This is a genomic window from Nocardia amamiensis NBRC 102102 (genome assembly GCF_001612745.1).
Classification (GTDB): Bacteria; Actinomycetota; Actinomycetes; order Mycobacteriales; family Mycobacteriaceae; genus Nocardia; species Nocardia amamiensis.
Map to the genome: position 1 here is coordinate 41,928 of NZ_BDBA01000099.1, position 8,081 is coordinate 50,008.

Annotated in this window: 8 protein-coding genes; 3 read left to right on the top strand and 5 right to left on the bottom strand. The window is 69.3% G+C overall.

From position 1 onward, the window contains the following. Positions 1-319 precede the first annotated feature (319 nt). Positions 320-1,810 (bottom strand): type VII secretion protein EccB, encoded by a 1,491-nt coding sequence (gene eccB, locus NA4_RS19305; RefSeq protein WP_084497234.1) that lies wholly within the window; start codon positions 1,808-1,810, stop codon positions 320-322. A 112-nt stretch (positions 1,811-1,922) separates the two neighbouring features. On the opposite strand from eccB, the gene eccE reads away from it, so the two are divergent. Further along, a complete protein-coding gene (gene eccE / locus NA4_RS19310) occupies positions 1,923-3,566 on the top strand; it encodes a type VII secretion protein EccE (RefSeq protein ID WP_067471527.1) in 1,644 nt (547 codons plus the stop codon). A gap of 4 nt (positions 3,567-3,570) precedes the next feature. Here the strand turns inward: eccE and NA4_RS19315 are convergent, their stop codons facing one another. Then, complete coding sequence (locus NA4_RS19315; protein WP_067471505.1) at positions 3,571-4,131, bottom strand: NADPH-dependent FMN reductase; 561 nt, start codon at positions 4,129-4,131, stop codon at positions 3,571-3,573. A gap of 85 nt (positions 4,132-4,216) precedes the next feature. Here NA4_RS19315 and NA4_RS19320 point away from each other — a divergent pair, with 85 nt between their 5' ends. Then, complete coding sequence (locus tag NA4_RS19320) at positions 4,217-5,227, top strand: GAF domain-containing protein (RefSeq protein WP_245671487.1); 1,011 nt, start codon at positions 4,217-4,219, stop codon at positions 5,225-5,227. A 29-nt stretch (positions 5,228-5,256) separates the two neighbouring features. Here NA4_RS19320 and NA4_RS19325 read toward each other — a convergent pair whose 3' ends face one another. Further along, entirely contained in the window at positions 5,257-6,066 is an 810-nt protein-coding gene (locus NA4_RS19325; protein WP_067471510.1) for an S-methyl-5'-thioadenosine phosphorylase, read from the bottom strand. A gap of 219 nt (positions 6,067-6,285) precedes the next feature. Between NA4_RS19325 and NA4_RS19330 the strand changes: the two genes are divergently transcribed. Continuing rightward, a complete protein-coding gene (locus NA4_RS19330; RefSeq protein WP_067471512.1) occupies positions 6,286-6,609 on the top strand; it encodes a metal-sensitive transcriptional regulator in 324 nt (107 codons plus the stop codon). Between the two features lie 6 nt (positions 6,610-6,615). Here NA4_RS19330 and NA4_RS42665 read toward each other — a convergent pair whose 3' ends face one another. Together NA4_RS42665 and NA4_RS19340 are read right to left on the bottom strand one after the other, a co-directional pair. Further along, complete coding sequence (locus NA4_RS42665; RefSeq protein ID WP_245671488.1) at positions 6,616-7,701, bottom strand: TAXI family TRAP transporter solute-binding subunit; 1,086 nt, start codon at positions 7,699-7,701, stop codon at positions 6,616-6,618. Continuing rightward, on the bottom strand, positions 7,698-8,081 hold a 384-nt coding region (locus tag NA4_RS19340; protein ID WP_169811069.1), incomplete at its 5' end, for a sensor histidine kinase. The genes NA4_RS19340 and NA4_RS42665, both read right to left, overlap by 4 nt.

Here is an 8,081-nt window from a genome sequence, read left to right on the forward strand (position 1 = left end):
TGTAACTGTAGTTGGGGTCATACGGCGGGCTACGGACTCCGCGTGGATGAGCGACATGTGCACGCGCCCACCGGAACTCGAGCCCGCCGTCGCCTCCGGGGTCAGCAACACGGCGTGCCGGTAGCGCACGGCGGCGTACACACGGATCCGATGCCGTGGGTCGCCGCCGTGCAGCAGGTCCGCCGTGCGCGGATGAGCGAGTAGAACCCATCGGCACCGCTGGCGGATAGCCGATCTCGGCCAGACCGTGGGCGGCAAACTCGCCTACATACCGTCCAACGGATTCCGGCAGGCCAGAGTCGACTTGTCGCCGATCCGACTACTTCGCCGAGGCGACCGGCTGCTTGGCTGGCGCGGAGTCCGGGGCGACGCCGTCGTGCGCCACCATGGCGGCGTCACGGCCCATGGTCGGGCCGCTGGCGAGCAGTCCGACGATCGGCCACGGTGCCGGTTCCGGTGTGACGCCGGACTCCTTGTCCATGCCGAGCGCCTTCGCGGCCTCATTGTCCTTGATGCCGAAGCGGACACCGGTGTCGGCGACGTAGAACATGCTGTCTTTGCGCCTGCTGTCCGGTTCGATGCCGGTGGTCTGGACGAAGGCGCCCGAACCCGGCGGGAAGTACACGGAGTCGACGTTGTCGCCCTTGCCGTCGGCCTGCGCGAGCGGAACCAGCTTGGCGCCGCTGGACATCGGCAGATCGCTCCCGTCGATGAACGACAGTTCCGCCCGCACGGCGACGTCGGTATTGCCCGCGACTCCCGGAATCGGCTTCCACGACAGGCAGCTCACCGGGCGCGCCTTGGGCTCGATGATCGTCGGCGCGGTCTCGGGGTAGGTGCCGACGTTCAGTGCCCGCGACTCCGGCGCGTTCGTCTTGTCGAAAGATTCGATGGCGGTGCCGTGGTCGGAGTTGCGCTGCGAGCCACGGATCACTTCGGCGGTGAACGGACTGACGGCCTGCAGACCGTCGTGCAGCAGGACGTAATTCTGATTGGTTTTGCCGTCGAGCTGGACGACGGTGCCGGTCTTCAAGCCGTTGATCGAATACCCGGACGGTTGCCCGCCTGGATCGGTGATCTTGGGCGGAATAATCGGATCGACCTCGGGAATCGCGTTGAGCAGGCCCTCGCTGATCGGCCGCGGGGTCATCCCGCGAATGTTCAGCGGTCCGGTAACGAACGGGTCGTTCATGTCGACACGGGCGCGCGTCTTGTTCCAGACCAGGTAGACCGCGTCCTTGCCCTTCACCAGCAGCGCCTTGTCCTTGCCCATCGGCGCGGCCTTGTCGCCCAGTTCCAGATCGCCGATCAACACCGAGCTGGTGCGGTCGTCGCTGCCGTCGGTCCGCAACGAGTCGCACACCGTCCAGACCCGTCCCTTGCCCTCCTTGTCGTAGTGCAGCGAACCGGGAGCGCCTGGGATGCCGATCAATTGGCCGCGCGGCTTCTTGCCGAGCTCCGATTCCTTCACGATCGCGGGCTTGGCCGCCTCGCCTGCGGCCAGGCGTGCGGAGGCCAGGTTGAGCGCCGGGTGCACCACGTCGTCGAGCACCACGTAGACCGCGCCGGAATCCTTGCCGATCAGGATCTTGTTGTCGCCGATCTTGTCCTGCGGACGCAGCAACGCCAGCACACCGCAGCCTGCCAGCACGACGCACGCCAGGATCAGGCCGGCCGCGTACGCGCGGGACTGGGAACGCATGGGGTCGTGCAGCATTCGCACGTCCCGGCGCACCAAGGCGTGCTCCATCCGCCGCACCAGGAAGCGGTAGCCGCTCACCTGCCAGCGTGTAGTGGGTTTTGAAGGCATTATTCCTCCCCCGAACAGTGCTCGCGTTCGCCGAACACAGTACAGTTCCCGAGGACTCTTGTTCAGCTCGGCCACGACAAACCGGCCGACACCGGGTACATGGGGGACGATGATGGCGGAACCGGCCGGCGCGGGACCACGACCGTTGCTCGGGCGAATCTCGATGCAGAACCTGCTGATCGCGCAGATCGCCGGGTTGATCGCCGGAGTGATCGCGCTGCTCGCCGGTCTGCCCGGACTGCCCGCGCTCGGCGTTGCGGTCGTCGTGATGCTGATCCCGCTCATCCCCATCGCCAAACGTACTCTGCTGGACTGGATCACCACCTGGTGGCGCTATCTCACCCACCGCGAGTACGAAATCGGCGACACGATCGACTACCGCGGCACGGACGGACGTTCGCTCGGCCTGTTCTGGGACGGCAGCCGGGTGGTCACGGTGGTCGAGGTGCTGCCCCCGCCGGGCGGGCTGACCAGGATCGGCCGCACCACGGTGCACGCTTCGCACCTGCTTCCGCTGCCGGAACTGGCGAAATGCCTGAACCAGCACGACATCCTGCTCAGCGGCATCGACATCATCAGCCACGGGCACCGCAGCCGCTCCGGCACGCCCGCCGGCCCGATCTACGAATCGCTGCTGGGTCCGCTGCCCGCCACCGCGCACCGCACGGTGTGGCTGGCGATCAGTTTCGACGCGGTGGCCTGCCCGGAGGCCACGGCCCGGCGCGGCGGCGGGGCCGAGGGCGCCTCGCGTGCAGTCACCATCGCCACCCAGCGGATCATGCGCACGCTCGAAGACGCCGACTGCAACGCCCGCATCCTGACCGCGCCGGAGATCCGCAAGGCGGTGCTGCAGATAACCGGCGACTACGACCCGCGGACCCTCGAACACCGCTGGCGCTACGCCGAAATCGGCAACAACGTGAACATCGGCAGCGGCGTCGACCCCAAGCGCCTCAGCTCCGACCTGCTCGCCCAGCTGTGGGTGGCGCCGTCGCGCGGAACCACGGTGGCGGTGCGGCTGCGCCCAGGCAGTTCGGCCGAGTCGGTGAGCATCGGCGCCGCATGGCGCCTGACTGCGCGGGAGCTGCCGGAGCGGACCGAGTTGCCGGGCATGGTCTCGATGAACGGACGTCACCGCGACGGACTGCTCGCCCATCTGCCGATCGCCGTCCCCGGTCTGGACGACACCGTTCCGATGATCGAGTACCCGATCGATGTGCTCGACGTGCTGCATCTGCCTTCCTCCGGTTGCGGCCAGTTGATCGGCTCGGACGACGAAGGAAACGGCGTCGCCATCCGCATCGTCGGCGCGGGCATCTCGACGGTGTATGTGGCGGGCGAGCTGTATTTGGCGCAGCAGCTGGTCTTCCGGGCGCTCGCGGTCGGCGAGCGCATCCTGATCCGCACCGACCGGGCGCAGGCCTGGGAGAACCTGGTCACGACGATCGGCAATCCGGAGCGGCTGACCATCGCGGTCGAAACCCACCAGTCCGATGCGGGGTTCACCGCCACGGTGGTGGACGGGGTGCTCGCTCCCGCGCCGCACGCCGGCGTCACCACCATCTACGTGACAGGCGATCCGATGGGCTGGCCGGTCACCCGCCCCGACCTGGCCATCCACCAGCCCGGCGCGATCGGCAACCACGTGAATCTTCGTACCGGCACCGCGCAGGTCGACCTGACGTTGGTGTCGATCCCGCGCGAGGCCACCTACATCGGTCAGCCGCGCGGCCGCCGTGCCGTGCCGGCCAGGTAGCGGGCTAGCCGGGATACGGGTCGGTGGCCCGCGCGGCCCGCAAAGTGCGTGCCCACCAGGCCAATTGGCGCAGCATCCGTTCGGCGGCGTCGATCGCGGCGCCGTCGCTGGTCTCCCCGGCATCGTCGAATCGCTTCTTGGCCTGATGGAAACTGACCGTCTCGCGAACGGAGACCATGTGGATCTCGGCGACGACCTGACGCAGCTGCTCCACCGCACGCAACCCACCGGAAAGGCCGCCGTAGGAGACGAAAGCGATCGGTTTGGCGCGCCATTCGTGTTTGGCGGTGTCGAAAGCGGTCTTCAGCGAGGCCGGGTAGCCGTGGTTGTATTCGGAGGTGACCACGACGAAGGCATCAGCCGCGCGCAGCCGAGCACGGTAGGCCACGGCCTGCTCGGTCTCGGTGAGGTCGAGCGGCAGCGGAGTGTGCGCGAGATCGATGACGCCCGTGTCGAATTCGGCATGGGCACGTAGCGTGCGCAGAAACCAGTCGGCGACCACCGGAGCGAACCGCTCCGGACGCACGCTGGCCACGATGACCTCGAGCCGCAACGGGGTGTCCACCGCGCGAGCCTAACCCCGCAGCGTCCGCCCGTGGTCACCGGCGCGATCGGTTTTCCGCCACATTTCACTGGCCATCCTCCTGGCCGTGGCAGTAGGGTTCGATTGGGGTGAGGGGGAAATCATGATCATCGGACGCTGGCTGCTGATCGAAACACTCGGCCCGGTCGGCACCTGGTCGCTGCTGGCGACCGGGTCAGCGCCGCGGGCCTGGAAGTCATATCGGCGTGCGGTTCCCGCGCGCCTGCAACGGTTCGTCGCCGCGGCTCACCACTCCGGCGCCGCGGTGGACCACCAGCTGCCGCCATCGCGCCATGCCTGGTCGAGACGGCGCCTCCGGGCGCAGCCGCTGCTCGGTCCGGATTCGCGGGTGCACGCGGTCCGGTTGTGGGTGGGCAGCGACGCCCCACCGCCGCCGGCCGGCGTGACCGCCTTCACCATCGACGGGCGTGCCAGGCGGGTCGATGCGGTCCGGGACGAATCCGGGCCGCATTGCGAGCACGATCCGGCGGTGTGGTTCGGTGCGGAAGTCTTCGAGACGATGGAGCGCTTCGACGGCGCACTCGAATTCGTCGCCACCATGGCGCGCGCCGAACCCGGCGTCCGCTGGCTGGACACCGCCACCATGCGTTCCGCGGCCGGTCCGCGCACCCTCATGCTGGCCGCCTGCAATCCGGACCCGGACCGGCACCACTGGGTGGGTGTGGCCGTCGACGTCACCGAAAACGTTGCCCCGCAACCGAAATCGCTGGAATCAGTGGCATTGGACCTGGTGCGCGGCACGCTATCGGATCGGTACCTGGCCGTCGTCGACCTGGCGCAGGTCCGGCTGATCCGCTGGGTCACCGAACCCGTGCCCGGCGTACGCTGGGGCGGCGCGACAGACAGCCGTACCGTGCCGCACCCGCAGGACCGTCCGCGCATTCTGGCCGCGCGCGCCGATCTCCGCGCGGGGGCGCGGCGGGTCCGGCTGGACGGGGTCCGGTTGGCGACACCGGAGGGCGATTGGATCATCGCCGATCTGGAGGCTGTGCCACTGCCCGCAGAGCATGCTCCGGAATTCGTCTTGGTCCAGGTGACGATGCACCGGCCTGGATGACGATTGGTCAGCCGAAACAGCCACGAATGTCAGGGCAGTTCGAAGGGCAGCGACACGCCCGCGTGGACGCGGCACCGCTCACAGGTGTCGACGCTGTCCACCGCGGCCACCGCACGGCGGATGAGCTCTTTGAACGGCGTGAGGTTGCGCTTGAACTCGGCGAAGACGTCGACGGCGTGCACGCCCTCGCCCTCTTCCAGGCCCGCGTCCAGATCGGTCACCAGCGCGACGGCGGCGTAGCACATTTCCAGTTCGCGGGCGAGCACGGCTTCCGGGTGACCGGTCATGTTCACCAGCTCCCAGCCCTGCGCGGCGAACCACCGGCTCTCCGCGCGCGTGGAGAACCGCGGTCCCTCCACCACCACCATGGTGGCCGCATGCATCATGTGCAGCGCGTCGGACTCGGCCTTGATCGCGGCGGCACGCAGTTCCTCGCAGTACGGATCGGCGAAGGACACATGGATGCCGCCGCCCTCGAAGTACGTCTGCGGACGACCGGAGGTCCGGTCCACCAACTGGTCCGGCACCACCACAGTGCCGGGACCCCAGTCCGCGCGCAGGCTGCCGACCGCGCACGGCGCGAAGATCCGGCGCACGCCGAGCGAGCGCAGCGCCCACAGATTGGCCCGGTACGGCAGCGTATGCGGGCCGAATTCGTGATTCTTGCCGTGCCGCGGGAGGAAGGCCAGCGGCCTGCCCTCCACCTCCCCGACCGCGATCGGCGCGCTCGGCACACCGTAAGGCGTCTCGACCTCGACGGTGGTGGCCTCGGTGTCGAAGAAATCGTAGAAGCCGCTGCCGCCGATGACGGCGAGCGCGGGCCGGGGGTGCGAACTCATACCGCAATTGTCCCGTCCCGCCGCTTCGGTCGCTCGGCGGGATCGGCCTCGGCTCGCGACCGTGGCGATATCGGACCGGTGACCGAATTCCGCACCTGGCGATCAGGCCGTCCCGCCAGGCGTGGCGGACACGCCGCCAACCTGACAACGCAGGCACGAATCTGTACCCTAGGGGGGTATAATCCGGTTCCCGGACCGGCAGGCAGCGAGGAGACACCGGTGGCAGCTACCCCCCACGACCACGCGGCGCCCGAGCACGCGCCGCACGGCTACATCACCGCCAAGGACGATTACCTCAAGCGGCTGCGCCGCATCGAGGGTCAGGCACGCGGCCTGCAGCGGATGGTCGAGGAGGAGAAGTACTGCATCGACATCCTCACCCAGGTGTCGGCCATGACCAAGGCCCTCCAGGCGGTGGCGATGGGCCTGCTCGAGGACCACATCAGCCACTGCGTGGTGGACGCCGCGGCCTCGGGCGGCCCGGAGGCGGACGCCAAGATCAAGGAAGCCACCGACGCCATCGCCCGCCTCGTCCGCTCCTGACGACGTTCACCCGTGCCAGCGGCGATAGACGGCAGCTGCACCGGGGTGCAGCTGGATCGAGCCGGTACTGATCAGCGACCGGCCGTCGAGGAACTGGGTGCCCGCCGCCACGGTGGGCACCAGCGCGTCCGCATGCCAGACCAGCAGTTCCACGATGGCGGCGGCGACCTCGTCGGGCATGGTGGTGGCGGCGAGCAGCAGGTTCGCCACGCCGATGGTGTGCACCGCCGCGCCGCCGGGATACGCGTCGGCGGGGATCACGACCCGGTCGTAGACGGGACCGAACCGCTCCCGCATCGGCGCGGCCAGCTCGCCCATGTCCACCAGCCGCATCCGGCTCGGCACCGCGAGCAAGGTGGTCGGCACCCCGCCCGCCCACAGCAGAGCGTCCGCCTCGCCGCCCGTCAGCGCGGCCACCGCCTCGACCAGCGGACGATGCGAAATCGCGACGTCGGCAGCGGGTTCGAGGCCCGCGACACGCAGAATCCGTGCACCGGTCAGTGCCGCGCCTGATCCTTCCGCACCCAAACTCACCCGGGACCCACGCAGATCCGCGACCGAACCGATCGGGCTGTCGGAGCGCACGACCAGCTGCAGGTAGTTCTCGTACACCCGGCCCAAGGCGGCCAGCGTCGCGTAGCGACTCGATGGGGGGTGGTCGTCTGGCGACGGGTGAGCCAGCGACGCGTCGCGACTCGTTGAGGGCTGGGGGTCGGGCGACGGGTTGGCCAGCGACGCGTCGCGACTCGTCGAGGGGCGGTCGGGCGACTCGTTGGCCAGCCGGTCGGTGATGTCTCGGACCGAGTCCGCGAGTGCGAGCGCGGCGTCCACCTCGCCTCGGGCGAGCAGTGCCAGATTGTCTTGCGAACCGGACGTGGTGACCCGCTCGATGCGCACGTCCCCGTTCTCCGCCGCGGCCGCGCCGAGCAATCCCGCGAATGCGTGGTAGAAACCGCCGACCTCACCGGACGCGAGCCGGACAGCGGCGCCGCCACCACTCCGGCCGCAGCCCGCGATGCCCGCCGCCACGGCCAGCGCGAGAAAACCACGCCTGCCGATGCCCCGCCGCGCACCGGATTCTCGACTCGTCATCGCACCTCCGCCGCTGGCAACCGGATACCGACCGCGAGACCGTGCGGATGCACCGCCTCCACCGTGAGCGTGCCGCCGCGCGCCTGTGCCAGCGCAGCGGCGATCGGCAAACCGAGCCCGGAGCCACCGGCGCACGCGTTCGAGCCGCGGAAGAAACGGGCGGTGAGTTTGTCGATCTCGTCTGGCCGCACGCCAGCGCCGTTGTCGCGAACGCTCACCGCGACCCAGTCCGGCTCCGCGACGACGATCAGCTCGGTCTGCGTGCCCGGTCCCGCATAGCGCGTCGCATTGCTCAGCGGTACGTCCAAGATCTGGGCGAGCACGTCGGCGGGGATCGCGACCTCCGCACGCACGGGCGCGGGCGCGACGCGCAGGTGCTG

Bases quoted from the DNA above. Each gene is read 5' to 3' on its own strand.
- eccB (WP_084497234.1), bottom strand. From the start codon at position 1,810: ATGCCTTCAAAACCCACTACACGCTGGCAGGTGAGCGGCTACCGCTTC.
- eccE (WP_067471527.1), top strand. From the start codon at position 1,923: ATGGCGGAACCGGCCGGCGCGGGACCACGACCGTTGCTCGGGCGAATC.
- NA4_RS19325 (WP_067471510.1), bottom strand. From the start codon at position 6,066: ATGAGTTCGCACCCCCGGCCCGCGCTCGCCGTCATCGGCGGCAGCGGC.
- NA4_RS42665 (WP_245671488.1), bottom strand. From the start codon at position 7,701: ATGACGAGTCGAGAATCCGGTGCGCGGCGGGGCATCGGCAGGCGTGGT.